At 46.0% G+C, this 15,969-nt stretch carries 15 protein-coding genes; 12 read left to right on the forward strand and 3 right to left on the reverse strand.

All coding sequences use genetic code 11. From position 1 onward, the window contains the following. Positions 1 to 152: 152 nt before the first annotated feature. Positions 153 to 1,169: an alcohol dehydrogenase AdhP gene (adhP, locus tag EKM89_RS05915; protein WP_125686622.1), complete on the reverse strand. Its 1,017-nt coding sequence runs from the start codon at positions 1,167 to 1,169 to the stop codon at positions 153 to 155. Positions 1,170 to 1,586: 417 nt separating this feature from the next. Between adhP and EKM89_RS05920 the strand changes: the two genes are divergently transcribed. The 3 genes from EKM89_RS05920 (at position 1,587) to EKM89_RS05930 (ending at position 4,452) form a co-directional block, all read left to right on the forward strand. Continuing rightward, positions 1,587 to 2,273 (forward strand): response regulator transcription factor, encoded by a 687-nt coding sequence (locus EKM89_RS05920; RefSeq protein WP_048736232.1) that lies wholly within the window; start codon positions 1,587 to 1,589, stop codon positions 2,271 to 2,273. After that, entirely contained in the window at positions 2,270 to 3,901 is a 1,632-nt protein-coding gene (locus EKM89_RS05925) for a HAMP domain-containing sensor histidine kinase (protein WP_125686624.1), read from the forward strand. The genes EKM89_RS05920 and EKM89_RS05925 overlap by 4 nt, the downstream gene beginning before the upstream one ends. Before the next feature lie 146 nt (positions 3,902 to 4,047). Next, entirely contained in the window at positions 4,048 to 4,452 is a 405-nt protein-coding gene (locus EKM89_RS05930) for a YxeA family protein (RefSeq protein WP_125686626.1), read from the forward strand. Between the two features lie 617 nt (positions 4,453 to 5,069). Here the strand turns inward: EKM89_RS05930 and yidC are convergent. Beyond that, on the reverse strand, positions 5,070 to 5,981 hold the full coding sequence (gene yidC, locus EKM89_RS05935) for a membrane protein insertase YidC (protein ID WP_125686629.1): 912 nt from the start codon (positions 5,979 to 5,981) through the stop codon (positions 5,070 to 5,072). A 101-nt stretch (positions 5,982 to 6,082) separates the two neighbouring features. Further along, positions 6,083 to 6,355 (reverse strand): acylphosphatase, encoded by a 273-nt coding sequence (locus tag EKM89_RS05940; RefSeq protein WP_125686631.1) that lies wholly within the window; start codon positions 6,353 to 6,355, stop codon positions 6,083 to 6,085. A 183-nt stretch (positions 6,356 to 6,538) separates the two neighbouring features. Here EKM89_RS05940 and EKM89_RS05945 point away from each other — a divergent pair, with 183 nt between their 5' ends. The 9 genes from EKM89_RS05945 to EKM89_RS05985 all read left to right on the forward strand — a co-directional run bounded on the left by EKM89_RS05945 (position 6,539) and on the right by EKM89_RS05985 (position 15,839). Continuing rightward, positions 6,539 to 7,309, forward strand: a complete 771-nt coding sequence (locus EKM89_RS05945; protein WP_125686633.1) for a TrmH family RNA methyltransferase — start codon at positions 6,539 to 6,541, stop codon at positions 7,307 to 7,309. A 219-nt stretch (positions 7,310 to 7,528) separates the two neighbouring features. After that, on the forward strand, positions 7,529 to 8,026 hold the full coding sequence (locus tag EKM89_RS05950; RefSeq protein WP_048736225.1) for an HD domain-containing protein: 498 nt from the start codon (positions 7,529 to 7,531) through the stop codon (positions 8,024 to 8,026). A 35-nt stretch (positions 8,027 to 8,061) separates the two neighbouring features. Continuing rightward, positions 8,062 to 8,430: a winged helix-turn-helix transcriptional regulator gene (locus tag EKM89_RS05955; protein ID WP_125686635.1), complete on the forward strand. Its 369-nt coding sequence runs from the start codon at positions 8,062 to 8,064 to the stop codon at positions 8,428 to 8,430. Between the two features lie 367 nt (positions 8,431 to 8,797). Then, on the forward strand, positions 8,798 to 9,844 hold the full coding sequence (gene pheS, locus EKM89_RS05960) for a phenylalanine--tRNA ligase subunit alpha (protein ID WP_125686637.1): 1,047 nt from the start codon (positions 8,798 to 8,800) through the stop codon (positions 9,842 to 9,844). A gap of 9 nt (positions 9,845 to 9,853) precedes the next feature. Beyond that, the gene (gene pheT / locus EKM89_RS05965) at positions 9,854 to 12,262 is read left to right on the forward strand and encodes a phenylalanine--tRNA ligase subunit beta (RefSeq protein ID WP_125686639.1); all 2,409 of its coding nucleotides are present in this window, start codon (positions 9,854 to 9,856) and stop codon (positions 12,260 to 12,262) included. Between the two features lie 399 nt (positions 12,263 to 12,661). Continuing rightward, the gene (mltG, locus tag EKM89_RS05970) at positions 12,662 to 13,795 is read left to right on the forward strand and encodes an endolytic transglycosylase MltG (RefSeq protein ID WP_125686641.1); all 1,134 of its coding nucleotides are present in this window, start codon (positions 12,662 to 12,664) and stop codon (positions 13,793 to 13,795) included. A 3-nt stretch (positions 13,796 to 13,798) separates the two neighbouring features. Then, a complete protein-coding gene (udk, locus tag EKM89_RS05975; RefSeq protein WP_382333202.1) occupies positions 13,799 to 14,482 on the forward strand; it encodes a uridine kinase in 684 nt (227 codons plus the stop codon). A gap of 108 nt (positions 14,483 to 14,590) precedes the next feature. Further along, on the forward strand, positions 14,591 to 15,067 hold the full coding sequence (gene greA, locus EKM89_RS05980) for a transcription elongation factor GreA (RefSeq protein WP_125686645.1): 477 nt from the start codon (positions 14,591 to 14,593) through the stop codon (positions 15,065 to 15,067). A gap of 463 nt (positions 15,068 to 15,530) precedes the next feature. Further along, complete coding sequence (locus EKM89_RS05985; protein WP_125686647.1) at positions 15,531 to 15,839, forward strand: HesB/YadR/YfhF family protein; 309 nt, start codon at positions 15,531 to 15,533, stop codon at positions 15,837 to 15,839. Positions 15,840 to 15,969: the final 130 nt, after the last annotated feature.

Consider the following 15,969-nt stretch of genomic DNA (forward strand, 5'->3'; position numbering starts at 1 on the left):
CTGACTCAGTAGAACGACACGCCTGAGCCCATATCTGTGACGTAGTTGGTGTGAGACAGCATAACTTTCAATCTCGTAAACTAAAAGACACGTGATGACTTCCCAAAAGGGAAACCATCACGTGTCTTATTTTAAATCAGGTTAATTGAGAATTACTTCGTGAAATCAACAACCATCCGACCAACAATCGAGTTGTTCTTCATTTCATCAATGATGTCGTTAACTTCATCGAGGCGACGAGTCTTAACGATAGGGTGAACTTTACCTTCAGCACCGAATTGGAAGGTTTCAGCGAGGTCTTGACGAGTCCCAACTAAGGAACCACGAACAGAAATACCATCCAGAACAGTCTTAGCAATGTTCAATTCCATATCACCTTGAGGAAGGGCAACGGCAACTAACTTGCCATCTGGCTTCAAAGCGTTAACGGACTGGGTGAAGGCATCTTTGGTAACGGCGGTAACTTGTGCGTTATCAACACCGCCAACCTTCTTTTGAATTTGTTCAGCAACATCACCATCATGACGGTTGATTAAGATTTCAGCGCCGTCCTTCTTAGCAGCAGCTAATTTGTCAGGGTTACCATCAACGGCGATAACGTGAGCACCGAAGACGTTGTGGGCGTATTGAATGGCTAAGTTACCCAAACCACCGGCACCAACAACTTCAACCCATTGACCTGGCTTCGTTTCGCCGACCTTCAAAGCCTTGTACATGGTAACACCGGCACAAGTCAGGGAAGTTGCTTCAACTGGATCCAAACCTTCTGGAACCTTAACGGCGTAGTTGGCATCAACGATACATTCTTCAGCCATGGCACCATCAACAGTGAACCCAGAGTTCTTCACGTTACGGCAAAGGGTTTCACGACCGGACAGGCAGTATTCACAGTGGCCACAGCCCTTGAAGAACCAAGCGACAGAGACACGGTCACCAATCTTTAAGTTTTCAACATCGTCGGCAACTTGGATAACTTTACCAACACCTTCATGACCAATGATCCGGCCTGGTTGCTTTCCGAAGTCACCAGCGGCAACGTGTAAATCGGTGTGACAAAGGCCACAATATTCCATCTTAACTAAAGCTTCACCGTGGGTAATGGGGCGAAGTGTAACGTCCTTAATGTCTACGTAACCATCAACTGAATCGCGAATAACTGCTGCTTTCATGAAAAATTCCCCTTTTCTATATTGTCTACAAGACCTAGTATACTTAATCCCCAAATAAATTCAAGTGAAAATTTGAACAATTCGAGAATTAATTGTTATAGTCCATAATAACCCTTCTTATCTTAACGGGCTTAGAATGCTAATTAGAGTTGCTTACTAATGTGAAGTAAGTATATAGAAGCCCTTTCAAAAGCAACTGTTTCAATAGAATACAACCGGTTGCAATTTCATAAAATTAGAGTGACCCCCGTTTGGATTCTTTACATAAGTGATAAATATGAGAGAGCTGTCGGTTTTCGCATACAATTATGAGAAAATATGATAAAATTAAATGTTGAAATGAATATCGGACGGTCACAGTCGGTGAGGTTTAACCGAAAGCGACCGCAGCTAATTAGCCAGAGGAGTTAAAACGCAATGAGTCGAATTTTAATTATTGAAGACGAAAAAAATCTCGCTCGTTTTGTCGAGCTTGAGTTGAAGCATGAAGGGTATGAGACCGATGTGCAGTTTAATGGGCGGACCGGTTTGGAGGCAGCGTTGTCGCAAGATTTCGATGTCATTTTGCTAGATTTAATGTTGCCAGAACTCAATGGCATCGAAGTTGCTCGGCGGGTGCGTGAAGTTAAGAGCACGCCGATCATCATGATGACTGCTAGAGATTCCGTGATCGACCGCGTTTCTGGGTTAGACCATGGTGCCGATGATTATATTGTTAAGCCGTTTGCCATCGAAGAATTGCTCGCTCGTGTTCGGGCACTGCTGCGACGGATTCATTTGGAGGGCGAACAGAAGAACACGAAGCAAACGACCGTGAAGTTTAAGGACTTAACGATTGAAAAGGAAAACCGGATTGTTCGGCGGGGTGATGAAGTCATCAACCTGACAAAACGGGAATATGAACTACTCTTGGCCTTAATGGAAAATATTAACGTTGTTTTGGCGCGAGATGTGCTGCTGACTAAGGTTTGGGGTTACGAGTCCGAAGTTGAAACGAACGTGGTGGACGTTTACGTACGTTACTTACGGAATAAAATTGACGTGCCGGGCCAAAAGAGTTATATCCAGACGGTTCGGGGCACAGGGTACGTGATGCGTTCGTGAAATCGCCCGAAATTGATTTAGCGGCAGATGAGGAGACACCAAAAGAATCTAAGGGGTTCCGCTTTTCCGTTAAGTGGGAGTGGGCTCTGTCCACCGCTTTCGGCGTCCTAGTCATTTTCGCGGTCATTGTGTTGCTGATTTTTAATAGTTTCATGACAGTTCTCATGCGGCAGGAAAAAACGCACGTGGGAGATACGTTAAATGTGGTGGTTGAGAAGCTGAATACCCAAAAGGAACCGCTGACAGGTGTGGCAGTGAATAATCTGTTACGGCCGAAGGCAGTTTTGAACGAGGAGAAGAAACCGGCAGCACCCTATACCAATGCGGTAATTACCAGTCTTGCTCGCGATAGCCAAACGGTAACTGTGTATGACCAGAGTGGGAATCCGCTCTTTACTACGCGGCAGGGGGCAATTCAGTTCAAACGGACCAAGCAACAAAGCATTCAGACCCAAATGATTGCGCACCAAAAGAGCTTGGTTGGGCGAACACCAATTCGTTCGAAACAGGGGAATGCCATCATTGGGTACGTTCAGGTTACGGATAATCTACGTGATTACCGGGCTACTCAGGTCAAGCTACTTCAGATCGAAGTGGTGCTTGGCCTCATGGCAGCTTTAGCAGCAGCGGTGTTGAGCTATATTTTAGCCACTTTTCTGTTGCGACCGGTGGAGGCAATTCGGGAAACGATTCATGCTGTGCGTGAGGATCCACAAACGGACGTACGGGTGCCCGAGATGCATCATCAAGATGAGTTGAGTGACCTGGGTCTGCTATTTAACAGTATGTTGGATACCACCCAGCGTTATATGGATCAACAACAGCAATTTGTGGAGGATGTCTCTCATGAATTGCGGACGCCGGTGGCCATCATTCAGGGACACATGGAGATGCTGGACCGGTGGGGCAAGGATGACCCAGAGGTGTTGAACGAGTCGATCAAGGCTTCTCTACAGGAAACTAAGCGAATGCAGAGCTTAGTTCAAGAGATGTTAGACTTGCAACGAGCCGAACAGATCGAAGTGAACTATACCAATGAAGTTTCTGATGTCACGGAAGTCGTGACGCAGGTCTATGATAACTTCAAGATGATTCATCCGGACTACCTGTTTATTCTGGATGACGATGTCCATCAGCCGATTCAAGCACAAATCTATCGAAACCATCTGGAGCAAATCTTAATTATTCTGTTGGACAATGCGGTGAAATATTCGCAGAAGCGTAAAGAGGTCCACTTATCATATGAGAGTGATTCCCGCAATATTGAGATTGCCGTTCAGGACTTTGGTGAAGGAATTTCGCAGGAGAACCGCGACCGCGTCTTTAACCGCTTCTATCGGGTAGATAAGGCCCGTTCACGGACTAAGGGGGGCAATGGCCTGGGTCTAGCGATTGCCAAGCGTCTGATTGAAGCCTATCATGGGCACATTACCATTGAGAGTGCCTTGGGTCATGGGTCAGTCTTCCGTATTTCCCTGCCAATTTTAGCAGATGCCGATGCAAAGATTCTCAATAAGAAAAAAGAACAAGCCCAAGCGGCGAATGAAATTACCGGTATTCAGTCAGAATTGTTAGTAAACGATTCGCAAAAGAAGTCGACCGATAATTCTCAAGAACACACGGATTAAAGTACAATAATCAAGGCGTCACCGACTCTTCTCATTAGGAGAAAATTCGGTGGCGCCTTTTTGGGGTTGACAACTTTTATAAAATTAGTTATTCTATGGTAACTACTTAGTTACTTGAGTAATTAACCAATGCAGAGGAGCTTATTATGAAAATTTTGGGGAAGTTTTTATCAGTAATCGGTGTTTTAGTAGTATTAGCAGGAGTGGGAGCAATTGTATTACCCAATATGACGAGAAATAAGCATTCTGAGTTAGCGATGGCCTTGGATAATGTGAATCCAATGGTTAAAGCAGAGACGGTCTACGCGTCAACAAATGCCAAACCGGTGCGACATTTTATTGGTGGTGGTGGCGAAGATGAGTACACCTATCAATTGCTAACCTACAATTCGGCGGGAAAGTCACGAACGTTAACGTTTGATTCTCAGTGGCGTTTGAAACCACAGAAGTTTTTGAAGATTTCAACGAAGGGACAGAATGTAGAGTCCTGGGGTGCAATTGGCAGAGAGTCGGTTCCAAGCGGCGTTCGGCAGAGCCTGATGATGGTATAACGGGATAGATTAAAAATAGCGGTGGCAGTGATCGATTGAGGTTGCTGGCACCGCTATTGATTTATCAGAATATTGTAGCCTACAAACGACCGGCAGTGGGGTGCTGAGTGGTTACGTGCTAGCTACAATTGGGGAACACTGCTGGCGTAAGCAAGTAGAACCTCTGGCAGTCAGAGGGTGACTAGTTTTATTTCGTGGTGACAATCCTTGCTACCACGAATATCACGTGGCTAGTTTGATTTTTAATTTCTGTAAGTAACTAAAGGGTGAAAGCCAAAATTTTTGCGTTACTCTTGCGACAGTAAGGATTATCACGGCTAAATTAGTGAAAACAGCCGCACTCCGGCTCTAATTGTACATGTCAATTTCAATCACTGAATCCCAAGTGGTCGCTAAAGTTTAAGCATAATTCAGCAGCGTTCCTAGCGGCATAATCCATGTTGCCTCAGACCAACTACGTCAGCCGGTAAGGCGATAGTTGGACAACGTTGCCTAATTTTAGACCGAGTATCGTTGTGACAACGGTCATAATGTGTGTTTCGGGACTTTCAACCTTCAGTAAGTAAGTACAAAAAAAGGCAGCCCGATTGCCCCCGGACTGCCTAAAGTTTCATAGTTTATTTATGATGTTGCTGCTTACCCGCGTTACGGTTGCGGTTCTTTTGACTCGTTTTTTGAACACTCGCTTGCTTAGCGGCTGGCGTGACAGGTTTAGAAATAACAGGTTGAACAGGAGCGGGTTGACTCTTCATCTTTTCGGTGATTTCTTTACGAATCCGTGGTCGGTAGAAGTTAATGATCAACGTTTGTAGGCAAGCGAATAACCCACCAACGAAGAAGTACAGGCCCAGTCCAGCGGGTGAACTGATTGTGAAGAACAGAATCATTACTGGAGAAAGGAAGAGCGTGAAGCGCATCTGCTTCTTCTGTTCTTCGGGCATTCCCAATAAGGACAGGTAACCTTGTAATAAATAAGACAGGAAGGATAAAACGGCCAGAATCCAACTAGAATGTCCCAGTGGAATCGTGAAGAAGACGGCTTTAGATAGTTCTGGTGAATACCGAATAGCGGCATACAGAGCAGCGAAGATAGGCATTTGAATCAACAGTGGCAGACAACCGATCCCACCAGTCATACTGATCCCGTTGTTCCGGTAGAGTGCCATCATGGCTTGACTAGCAGCCTGTTGTTCTTCCTGTGTTTTGGCAGCCTTTTGTTGTTTTTGTAAGGCAGTCATTTGTGGCCGAATCATGGAGACCTTTTCTTGCTGTACCGTAGCGTCACGCATTTGCTTAACCATGATTGGCAGCAAGACCATCCGCACGATTACGGTCAAGATGATGATGGCCCAACCATAACTGCCACCAAAGATATTGGCCAGCCAGTCCATCACGTGTTGCCCGGGAATGGCTAAGTAGTCATAGACGAAGCCGTAGGGTTTACCGTTTTTTGTCTGCACACAGCCACTTAAAATCAGTGCCAGTGCCGCCAAAGCTGCGGTAACCGAAACTCTTTTGGAGATTTTCATTTTTATTTTGAACCCCTTTAGATAGCATGTAGAGCGTAGACGCCCCCAAACGACCAAATTGCCGTTAACATCAAACATCTTACTTGATTTGACGGGCTTTTTCAAATAATAATCCGAAAATCACTAAAGTGATGCGTAGGACTGTACGTGACGTCTAAATCGGTAATGACCACCCAAGGCGTCGTTTCTTGACGAAGTTGCTTAATAAATGTGGTCAATTGGTCGGGGTCGCCACTAGCGACAATGGCGACCTGACCGCTAGGAAGATTCTTGACGGTACCGGTGATAGCCAGCTGCTTGGCTAAACGGGTAGTTGACCAGCGAAAGCCAACGCCCTGTACCTGACCAGTGACCAGAATTTTTTTGGTTTCCAATTGGCGACCTCCTTGACTGATAAAAGTTTTAGGTCAATCATAACGCGTAGGTCCCAGTCTTGCCTAGTAGTATGGTAAGATTAGAATGAAAATGGAACAGAAAAACGTGTCGCCAGTTTGGGGCATCCATAATGAGTTTTTTGAAATCAACCAATATTAAATTCGAGATGGGAGTCATCACTAGTGAGAGAAAAAATTACGTCGGGACAAAATAAAAAGGTCAAGCAATGGCGGTCACTGACCAGTAAAAAAGGAAGAAAAGCCACCCAAACTTACTTATTAGAGGGCTGGCATTTGGTCCAAGAGGCCATCAAGGCGCAACAGCCATTGGTAGCAATTATGGGGACGGCAGAGCAATTAGCCGACCACGTGGCTGAATTGCCGGCTAACGTGGCGACCTATGAGCTGACCGACAGCATAGCACAGACGTTGGGCGATACCGGAACACCACAGGGGATCTTTGCGACGGTCCCACTCCCTAAGGACACGGCCGGTGACCCCATGACAGCCAAAGGTGTTTGGCTTTTCCTAGATTACGTGCAAGATCCGGGAAACATTGGGACAATGGTTAGAACGGCAGACGCTGCCGGTTTGACCGGAGTCGTTTTTGGTAAGGGGACGGCCAGTCGCTTTTTGCCAAAGGTCTTACGGTCGATGCAGGGGAGTCAATTTCACATCGAAGTGGTCGAGGCGGATCTACACGATTGGATTTCAACCTTCACGGGGCGCCATTTGCCGGTGTACGGGACGAATCTTGACCCCCAGGCGAAGGACTACCGCGATGTTCCAGTCTTGACAGCGGGTGCCATCGTGATGGGGAATGAGGGTAACGGGATGGCGCCTGACCTCCAAAAATTGACTACCCGAAATCTATACATCCCGATTAAGGGTCAAGCAGAGTCTTTGAACGTGGCCATAGCTGCAGGGGTAGTTATGTTCCGACTAGTTGGTTAGAAAGTTTGCGCTGAACTTTTATGGGTCCTTTGATAGTGTGCGGAATCCCTGACAGCCGGGGTACGGCCAGATTAAGTCAAGCCAAATCAACTATTTTTTAAAAAATGGTAAATACCCTGACAAATAGGACGTAATGGTTGCAATTTATGTAAAAGAACGTATGATATAGGGTAATTAAGTGACTAAAAATCATAATTTAAAATGAAAAGGAAGCATTCTATGACCAAACTGACTTGGCGTGATGACCCCGAGTACCTTGCTTTAGTTTCTGATTTGTTGGCCAAGGAGCCGGTCCAACGCCTGGCGAATTACACCCAGCACCATCATTCTGACCGATTAACACACTGTATTTCAGTGTCCTACAACAGTTATTTGATTGCAAAGAAACTTGGTTTGAATACCCGGGCCGTTGCGCGGGGTGGGTTGTTACATGATTTGTTTTATTATGATTGGCGGACGACGAAGTTTAACTTGGGTTCGCATGCGTTTATTCATCCGCGAGTTGCACTCCGGAATGCTGAAAAGTTGACGGACCTGAGTCCGATGGAAAAGGATATCATCTTGAAACATATGTGGGGTGCTACCCTGGCAACGCCAAAGTATCGCGAAAGTGCGATTGTTTCTTTGGTAGATGATTACGAAGCCGTTCATGAATTCTGTGGACCAGCTCGTAAACGTGTGGAAGCTCTCATGAGCAAACTCACGCCTAACGCCTAGTTTCAACGAAACGTGGATGGGAGGCAAAACTAACGATGCAAATGATGTCACCAAATAAACAGGATGAGAACACGGTTGATTTTGAGCTGTGTCCCCGGTTTGAACAAACCTTCTCGTTCTTGGGCAAGAAATGGAACGGCTTAATTATTGACGTTTTACTTCAAGAAGGGCCACAGCGGTTCCGTGATCTAGCCCGGAAAATTCCGCGCTGTAGTGATCGGGTCTTAGTTGAACGGTTAAAGGAATTGGAATTTAACGGAATTATTTTACGCCAGACGTTTCCAGATAATGCCTTGATCGAATATGAGTTAACACAAAAGGGCCAAGAATTTAAAGATATTATGACGGCTGTTCATGCGTGGTCCGATAAGTGGTACTGTCCAACCGAAATTAACCAAAAGTAGGTTGACAGACTTAGCGAAATTCGTTAGGCTTAAAGCACGTAATAGTTCAAAAGCGATGATGGAAAAGTAGTAGCCAGCGCGATTTGTCAGGAAGAGTTTGCCATGACTGGAAGCAAACTTCGGATTAGCGGGTGAATTCAGTTCCTGAGTTGGAATCGGGAGTCGTCAAATGGCGATGAATGATTTTCCGGTAAGTGACCGTTATCACGACTGAGTGTGGTCGGAGTCCCCGGATTTCGACTGAATCAGGGTGGTACCGCGAAGCTTCGTCCCTATATTTATGGGGAGGAAGCCTTTTTTATTGGCTTGAAACGCGGAATTTATGGCATGTTTTGGTACTAGGATATAAAAAAATGGAGGATGACGTATGTCGTTAAAAGATAAATTAGACGAACTGCATCAACGCGGTTTAGCAGAAATTAAAAAATCTACTGACCTCAAGGACGTTAATCAGGTGCGGGTCTCACTGTTAGGTAAGAAGGGTCCCATTACCGAAGTTTTACGGGGAATGCGTGACTTAGATGCTGAAGAGCGGCCTAAGGTGGGTGCCTTTGCTAACGAAATTCGAGATGACTTGACGGCGGCTTTGACTAAGCGGCGTGAAGAATTAGAAAATGCCGTCTTAAACGCCCGGTTGGCTAATGAAAAGATCGATGTGACGTTACCTGGGACCCCAGTAGCTAAGGGTGAACCTCACGTGATCCAACAGATTATCGATCAAATCGAAGACCTCTTCTTGGGGATGGGCTACCAAGTACTTAGCGGCCCCGAAGTTGAAGAAGACAAATACAACTTTGAAATGATGAACTTGCCTAAGAATCATCCAGCTCGTGACATGCAGGACACATTCTACATTACGAAGGAAATCTTAATGCGGACCCAGACTTCACCCATGCAGGCCCGAACGTTAGAGACGCACGACTTCAGTCAAGGACCGCTTAAAATGATTTCCCCCGGTGTCGTTTATCGTCGTGATACTGATGACCCAACGCACTCTCACCAATTCCATCAGGTGGAAGGGTTAGTGATCGACAAGCATATCACGATGGCTGACTTGAAGGGGACTTTACAGGTCCTAGCGCACGAACTCTTCGGTGATAAATTTGACGTTCGGTTGCGGCCTAGCTACTTCCCATTCACGGAACCTTCCGTTGAAGCCGATATTACCTGCTTTAACTGTGGCGGTAAGGGATGCAAAGTCTGCAAGAACACCGGCTGGATCGAAGTCCTCGGTGCCGGGATGGTTCATCCCAACGTCTTGAAGATGGCTGGTGTAGATCCCGACGTTTACGGTGGATTTGCCTTTGGGGTTGGTCCAGACCGATTTGCAATGTTGAAGTACGGTGTTGATGATATCCGGAACTTTTACCTAAACGATGTTCGTTTCCTCACGCAATTCACAAAGAAAGGATAGCCGCCAACCATGAAGATTTCATACAATTGGATTAAAGAATATTTAGATTTAAACGTTAAACCCGCTGACTTGGCGGAAAAGATCGAACGGACTTCCGTTGAAGTTGACGACGTGGTTAAGCCCAGCGATGGGTTGAAGAAAATCGTTGTCGGCCATGTGTTAGCTATTGAAGCCCATCCAGACTCAGATCACTTACACATTTGCCAAGTGGACGTCGGTGAAGACGAGCCCTTACAAATCGTTTGTGGTGCCCCTAACATTGCTAAGGGCCAAATGGTCATTGTGGCTTTGCCAGGGTCACGGATTGCGGATAATGTAAAAATCAAAAAGTCAAAGATGCGCGGTATCCCGTCTGCAGGGATGATCTGTGCTTTGCAAGAGATTGGCTTTTCTGATGATGTGGTTCCTAAGGATTACGTTGATGGCATCTATGTGTTGCCAGCCGACGCAACGCCTGGAGATGACGTTTATGATTACCTGGGGATGAACGATAGTCTGATCGACTTAGACGTGACACCTAACCGTGGGGATATGTTGAGCCTCAATGGAACGTTACGTGACCTGGCTGCTATTTATGACCAGCCAGTTACGTTGGACCAACCTGAAGTTAAGGAAACTGGCGCTGCAATCGCTGATCAATTGGCCATTCACGCCAACGCCGATTTGGCACCGCAATACCGGATGCGCCTCGTTAAGCAAGTGAAAATTGCACCAAGTCCAATGTGGCTCCAAATTCGTTTATGGAATGCCGATTACCGGCCAATCAATAACGTAGTCGACATCACGAACTACATCATGTTGAAGTACGGCCAGCCGTTACATGCTTTTGACTATGACAAGTTTGCTGGACAAGATGTTTACGTTCGAAATGCCAAGGCCGGTGAAAAATTAACGACACTTGACGAGGGCGAACATGACCTGGATGAGCATGATATCGTGATTGCTGACGACCAAGCGCCAATCGCCTTAGCTGGTGTGATGGGCGGGTTGACCACGTCAATTACTGACGAAACGACCACGGTGGCTATTGAAGCTGCTGTATTTGAGCACGACCATATCCGTAAGGCTGCGCAACGTCACAATTTGCATACGGATGCTTCCCAACGTTTTGAACGAGGTGTTAATCGCGCTGGCGTTCAAGACGCGTTGGATGCGGCCGCAGAACTGATGACGAATTTGGCAGACGGCGCCGTTCAAGCTGGTACGGTAATTGGTTCGGACAACGTGCCGAAGCCAACTGTTATCCCGTTATCATTGGCACACGTCAACGCCGTCTTAGGGACGGACCTCGAGCTAGCTAAGGTTGTTCATATCTTAGAGAGCTTGGGCTTCACGGTTACTACAGCCGGTGAGGACATGACGGTCACCGTACCAATTCGGCGGAACGATATTCACATTCCAGCGGACTTATTGGAAGAAATCGCGCGGATCTATGGGTACGACGACTTACCAACGACGCTACCAACTGGTCGGATGACCATGGGAACGTTGACGAGTGCTCAAAAATTAATGCGGTCAACCCGTCATTCCTTGGAAGGCTTAGGGTTGAACCAAGCTATTTCTTACGCGTTAACGACGACCGACAAGGCGAAAATGTTTATGATGCAACCGAGCGAAGAAACTAAGTTGGCTTGGCCAATGAGCGTGGACCACGCGGTGTTGCGAATGAACGTTATCACGGGGCTGCTAGACGACATTGCCTACAACACTGCCCGGAAGGTAAAAGACGTTGCCTTGTATGAACAGGGACGGGTCTTCTACCGTGAGGCTGGCAACGACCGGCCTAGCGAAGAAGAACATATCGCCGGGGCCGTTACGGGGACGTTAATGCCTGCCGGGTGGAATCAACCTGCGCAAGACGTTGACTTCTACCAGGTCAAGGGGATTGTGGCTGCTTACTTGAAGGACATGGCCATCAACGGCGATGTAACCTACGAGGCCAATGCAGACATACCAGAAATGCATCCTGGTCGGACGGCGGACATTTTGGTTCACGGTCATCGAATTGGGTTCATGGGACAAGTTCATCCTACGATTGCGAAGAAATTCAAGATAGGGGCCACTTATGTCTTTGAACTGAATTTACAAGCAATCATCGATATGCCCAAACAGGAAAACCAATACGATGTCATTTCTCGTTACCCGGCCATTACACGAGATATTGCGATGTTAGTGCCGGACGAAATCTCGAATGACCAAATTGTAGCGTTGATCGAAAAGCGAGGCGGCGCGTTCTTACAATCCGTTAAGCTGTTTGACGTGTATGATGGTGTCAAGGTACCAAAGGGCAAGAAGTCCTTGGCCTACACATTAACGTACCAAGACAAGCACGAAACATTAGTCGATGACGCCGTAACACAGGCCTTTGAAAAGGTTGAGAAGCGGTTGCAAGACGACTTAGGCGCTGAAATTCGGTAACGGGTGACAAAAAGTGTGTTTAGGTTGGTGCGCATTAAGATTGCTAACTGAATAAGTAAAGACGTTGTTAATGACCCGTGGTGTGGGGATTGGCAACGTCTTTTGGTGTGCGTTTGGTCTTACTGATAGTGGCAGCTTTTTTATTGGTCAGTACCAGGATGCTAGTCGATGTCGAAAAAATGTCGTGTTATCAATTACTGTCGAGTGGGGGTGGACGGAGGACCGGTATGGGTGCCGAGACCATAAAAAGTAGTCATGGTTAGACACAGCTTATTTTGCTAATGGATTTGATAACCAATCAAAAGATTACATTTTCCTCAAAGTAGCGCTTTCAGGTTTCCGTAAACGGGGAAATTCTGTATAATAGAGAAGACTATGGCATAGAACGGAGGAAATAAGTTGGATAATGGCACAAATCCCACCCCATCACGGCAAGATTCGGGGAATAAACGCTCGTTTGTTCGGAGAATTATGGTTGGTGTGGTGAGCCTACTGGTCATTTTGGCCGTGGCAATTGGATTTATTGGGTATCACTATTTTCAGTCAGCGCTCAAACCGATGGATTCTAGCAACAATAACGTCGTTCAGGTTCACGTTCCTATGGGGGCGACGTCCAATAAAATCGGGGAAATTTTGCAGGATAAAAAAGTGGTTAAGAGTGGTATGGTCTTTAACTACTACGTCAAATCAAACAAGTTTACTAATTTCCGGGCGGGGTATTACCAATTGAAACCGTCGATGACACTTAAGCAGATTGCCAAGCAATTACAAAGAGGCGGGTCCGCCGAGCCAATTCAGAGTACTGCTGGAAAGGTACTCATGCGTGAAGGTGAAACAATCGATCAGTTAGCCGCAGAAATTCCAATTCAGACCGATTTCACCAAGAAAGAATTTATGAGTGTGATTACGGACAAAGCCTTCTTTAATCAGTTGGCTGCGAAGTACCCACAACTTTTAAACTCGGCCAAGAAGGCCAAAAACGTTCGGTACCGGTTGGAAGGTTACTTGGCACCAGCAACTTATCAAGCTGGCAAAAAGATGACTTTAAAGCAATTGATTACCGAAATGGTTGCTAAAACGGACCAAAACTTACAGGGTAGTTATGCCACCATTAAGAAACAAAAGCGGACGGTGCAAGCAACATTGACGCTGGCTTCTCTGGTTGAACGTGAAGGGGTGACCCAGTCCGATCGGAATAAGATTGCCGGTGTTTTCTTAAACCGCATCGACGCCGGGATGGCCTTACAATCCGATATTTCCGTTCAATATGCGTTGAAGACGACAAAGAAAACTTTGACATACAAGGATCTGAAGACGAAGTCGCCATATAATCTGTACATTCATACAGGTTATGGGCCAGGACCTTTCGATAATCCAAGTGTCTCTTCCGTGAAGGCAGTCTTACATCCAACGGACCGGAAGAAAGGGTACTACTACTTCATCGCGAACACCAAGACAGGGAAGGTCTACTTCTCCGAGACGTACGCGCAGCATCAAGAAAAGACAAGTTCATTAGCAAGCGATAATAAATAAAGGATGGCGACAGTGTTGGCAAACAAAAAACGACCGATTATTATTGGAGTTACCGGGGGTTCTGGTAGCGGTAAAACGACCGTTAGTCGGGCAATTTTCAATCAGTTGATTGGACATTCCATTATGATCCTGCAGCAGGATTCGTACTACAATAATCAGGACGATATGACGATGGAAGAGCGGGCAGCCGTTAACTACGACCACCCCTTGGCCTTTGATACTGACCTCCTGGTTAAGCAACTAAAGCAGTTACTGAAATACGAATCCATTGAAAAACCGGTTTACGATTACACGTTGTCGACACGAAGTAAGAAAACGATTCATCAGGAACCACGCGACGTCATTATTTTGGAAGGTATCTTAATTTTAGATGATGAACGTTTGCGGGATCTTATGGACATCAAGGTCTTCGTTGATACCGACGATGATATTCGGATCATTCGGCGGATTCAACGGGATATGAACGAACGGGGTCGTTCGCTGGAATCCGTTATCCAACAGTATCTAGCAACGGTTAAGCCAACTTATCACCAGTTCGTGGAACCAACAAAACGTTACGCCGATCTGATTGTCCCAGAAGGTGGCGAGAACCAAGTGGCCATCGACTTGTTAGTTACGAAGATTCGGGCCATTTTAGAAGCCAGTGGAAATAAAGAAGTTTTTGACAATCCAGATACAAGCATATAGAATAGGACGGGTTAGCTGGATGACGGCTAACCTTTTCTAAAATTAAAAATAAAGTTGGTTCGCAATGGCGGCCAATAACATAAAAAAAAGATAAAAGGGGTGGCCAGTGTGGCACAAGACAAGATGTATCCAATGACTGAAGAAGGTAAGGAAAAGCTGGAAAAGGAGCTTGAGGACTTAAAAATGGTTCAACGGCCTAAGGTAATCGATCGCATTAAGATTGCCCGTTCATACGGGGACCTTTCCGAAAATTCCGAATACGAATCAGCCAAGGACGAACAAAGCATGTTAGAGACACGAATCAGTACCGTTGAACGGATGCTCCAATACGCGCAGATCATCGACAATGATTCTACCGACAAAGACGAAATCACCGTTGGTAAGAAAGTGACTTTTAAGGAACTTCCCGATGAGGAGCCTGAAGACTACACCATCGTTGGTGCCGCAGAAGCAGACCCAATGTCTGGTAAGATCTCTAACGACTCGCCAATTGCTAAGGGCCTTTTGGGTCACCGAAAGGGTGAAGAGGTCAGTTTTGACACGCCAGGTGGTTCTATGTCTGTTAAAATTTTAGCGGTTGAATAAAGCAAATTTATAATAAAAGACTGCAATTTGAAGTCTCAAGTGGTGCCATGGCAGGTAATTGTCGTGGCACCACTTTTTGAGTACTAGTTGGCTAGGTAAAACGCCATGTCTGATTTCCCTGGCTGTCAATCTCTCGGCCTAGTTGGCCGTTCTGAGATTGCATAGCCGGAATCCCGTTCTTTGGTCCCCACAGCGAGTGGAATCCCTGGTAGCCGGAGGTGCGGTCATTACCACTAATCTAGCGGTGACAATTCTTACGGTCACAAAAGTAAGGTGAATATTTTGGCTTACAACTTTTTGCTATCAGGTTGAACACACAATCAACTGAGCATTTTGTTGGATAAGCACAATTAAATCGTGCATAATGTAGTTTGTGAAATGATACTTGCCAAGGACCGCCTTGGCGTGGTATAAATGAGATTGAAAACGGATTCATAGCCTGTTTAAGAGGAGTCTTATAATTATGAAGATTACAGTTACTGATGCAGCCAGCAAATGGTTCCGTGATGAAATGGGAATGACTGGCCGTGGGATTCGTTTCTTTGGTAAGGTCTACGGTAAAACACCTGTTCATCAAGGATTCTCTTTGGGGATGACCCCTGATGATAATCCCCGTGACCCCATTGTTGCTGAAAAGAAGGACGATGTGACTTACTACATTACCGAAGGCGACCAGTGGTTCTTCGTTGGGTATGACCTGACAATTGACTACGATCCACAAACTGATGGTCCAACCTACATTTATGATGATAACGGTGAACTTGACCGTTAAATATGAACCAAAAATCCCATCATTGCGGTAATCGCAATGATGGGATTTCTTTTGGCTCTTTGTCAACCGGTGTTGATGGAGGGAATTTCGGAGGTTCAATTCATTTACGAATTGGGCCTCTTTTTTGTAC

Origin of the sequence: Levilactobacillus fujinensis, from assembly GCF_003946335.1 — a bacterium.
Taxonomy (GTDB): Bacteria; Bacillota; Bacilli; order Lactobacillales; family Lactobacillaceae; genus Levilactobacillus; species Levilactobacillus fujinensis.

What these genes read in the sequence shown, in the direction of transcription:
- EKM89_RS05920 (WP_048736232.1), top strand. Translation starts at nt 1,587, where the DNA reads ATGAGTCGAATTTTAATTATTGAAGACGAAAAAAATCTCGCTCGTTTT.
- EKM89_RS05950 (WP_048736225.1), top strand. Translation starts at nt 7,529, where the DNA reads ATGACCAAACTGACTTGGCGTGATGACCCCGAGTACCTTGCTTTAGTT.
- EKM89_RS05930 (WP_125686626.1), top strand. Translation starts at nt 4,048, where the DNA reads ATGAAAATTTTGGGGAAGTTTTTATCAGTAATCGGTGTTTTAGTAGTA.
- pheT (WP_125686639.1), top strand. Translation starts at nt 9,854, where the DNA reads ATGAAGATTTCATACAATTGGATTAAAGAATATTTAGATTTAAACGTT.
- yidC (WP_125686629.1), bottom strand. Translation starts at nt 5,981, where the DNA reads ATGAAAATCTCCAAAAGAGTTTCGGTTACCGCAGCTTTGGCGGCACTG.
- EKM89_RS05985 (WP_125686647.1), top strand. Translation starts at nt 15,531, where the DNA reads ATGAAGATTACAGTTACTGATGCAGCCAGCAAATGGTTCCGTGATGAA.
- udk (WP_382333202.1), top strand. Translation starts at nt 13,799, where the DNA reads ATGGCGACAGTGTTGGCAAACAAAAAACGACCGATTATTATTGGAGTT.
- adhP (WP_125686622.1), bottom strand. Translation starts at nt 1,169, where the DNA reads ATGAAAGCAGCAGTTATTCGCGATTCAGTTGATGGTTACGTAGACATT.
- EKM89_RS05955 (WP_125686635.1), top strand. Translation starts at nt 8,062, where the DNA reads ATGCAAATGATGTCACCAAATAAACAGGATGAGAACACGGTTGATTTT.
- pheS (WP_125686637.1), top strand. Translation starts at nt 8,798, where the DNA reads ATGTCGTTAAAAGATAAATTAGACGAACTGCATCAACGCGGTTTAGCA.